The organism is Micromonospora sp. NPDC048063 (assembly GCF_043202855.1).
Taxonomy (GTDB): domain Bacteria; phylum Actinomycetota; class Actinomycetes; order Mycobacteriales; family Micromonosporaceae; genus Micromonospora.
This window is the reverse complement of the sequence record NZ_JBIDBG010000048.1, coordinates 1-1344: the sequence shown is the minus strand read 5'-3', so window position 1 is coordinate 1344 and position 1344 is coordinate 1. Positions and strand designations below refer to the sequence as shown.

Annotated in this window: 1 protein-coding gene; it reads right to left on the bottom strand. The window is 64.7% G+C overall.

Features of this window, described 5'->3' with window-relative positions:
* Positions 1–116: 116 nt before the first annotated feature.
* Positions 117–560: a hypothetical protein gene (locus ACGFZ2_RS34320; protein WP_393461032.1), complete on the bottom strand. Its 444-nt coding sequence runs from the start codon at positions 558–560 to the stop codon at positions 117–119.
* Positions 561–1344: the final 784 nt, after the last annotated feature.

Sequence of the window (1344 nt, the reverse complement as noted above, 5' to 3'; positions counted from 1 at the left end):
ACGGGAAGATCCACTCCGGGCGGGCTGCCGAGATCACCTGCACCCCACCATGATCCACGATGGACGCGAGACCCAGTTACGAGACGTCCCTTAGGGATCCGGCCAATGGCTTCGGGTCAGGTCCGCTTGCGGCTCGCGATCTCGTCAGAGAGCAGCTGCACATGGGCGGGGTCCGCGTCCCGGGCAAGGGCGACGTAGTGGTCCATGACGGCCGGCCGGTAGCGCACGGGCAACGTCTGTCCTGGGGCGAGTCGGGAGAGCTCGGTGATCGTGAGGTCTTCGTCTGCGATACCGCGGAACGAGATGCCGTCGGCGGTCTCCACGTCGAACATCAGGACCACCCGTGGACTGCCGTCGCTGCTGACCTCCCGCCAGTCGACGAGAACGCCGAGCGCAAGCGCCCCCATACGCAGTTCCGCATTGCGCTTCCGTGCATCACTGCTCAGGAGCGGGTTCGGGGCGACGCCCGGGAAGTCGGGCCCGACGCCGAGCGATTCCCGACTCAGGTCGGGCCTGAGCTGCGCCATCAGGTCGTTGAGCTTCTCTTTCCAACCGAACATCCTGCCCCCTCCCTCACACCGGTGCCGGAATCTCGGCCTGGCGCTTCGCCCTCACCGCGATTCTACGTCTCGAGGAGACTTCCCGCTTCACGTCGGGCACTCTAGAGATCTTGATCCGTCTTGATCAAGTTCGATTTCAAGCATGAGCATCGGGCACAGATCCGGCACAACTGAGCTCGGAAAGGCCTGTAAAACGTCGAGAGGCAATGAGGGTCGCCGCCCTGGCCAGGGGCCGGATTTGCCCTATTCAGGATGATCTATCGGCAACGTCCGGCATTCAGGGTTCGAGTCCCTGGCGGCCCACTCCTCCGCAGGTCAGCGACCCTGACCGGGTTTCGCCGTTGCTACGATCGGGCCGGTACAGCAGCGAAGTACAGCAGTAGACCGGTCACCAAGCGGGTCACTTCCTGAGTCCTGGACTCGGCCGAAGCGGCAGCGGTGATGGAACAGCGAAAGGCCGGACGATGACGGACGGACCACTCGTGCGTAACTCGCGGCTACTCGCCTTGTTCGCCGAGATCGTCCAAGGCCCTGAGGGGACCCTGCGCGCCGTGGAGGCCGCCGGGCGCGGCATCGCCGCTGAGGCGCGCTGCACACTCGCCGTACTCGCAGACAAGATGACCACCAGTTCCGGAAGCCCGGCCGAGTTACGCCGAAGGGCGCTTGCATCTGCCGATCGGCTCATCGAGCTAAGGGACGTCTCGTAACTGGGTCTCGCGTCCATCGTGGATCATGGTGGGGTGCAGGTGATCTCGGCAGCCCGCCCGGAGTGGATCTTCCCGTT

Coding starts and splice junctions, on each gene's coding strand:
- ACGFZ2_RS34320 (WP_393461032.1), bottom strand. CDS start 560: ATGTTCGGTTGGAAAGAGAAGCTCAACGACCTGATGGCGCAGCTCAGG.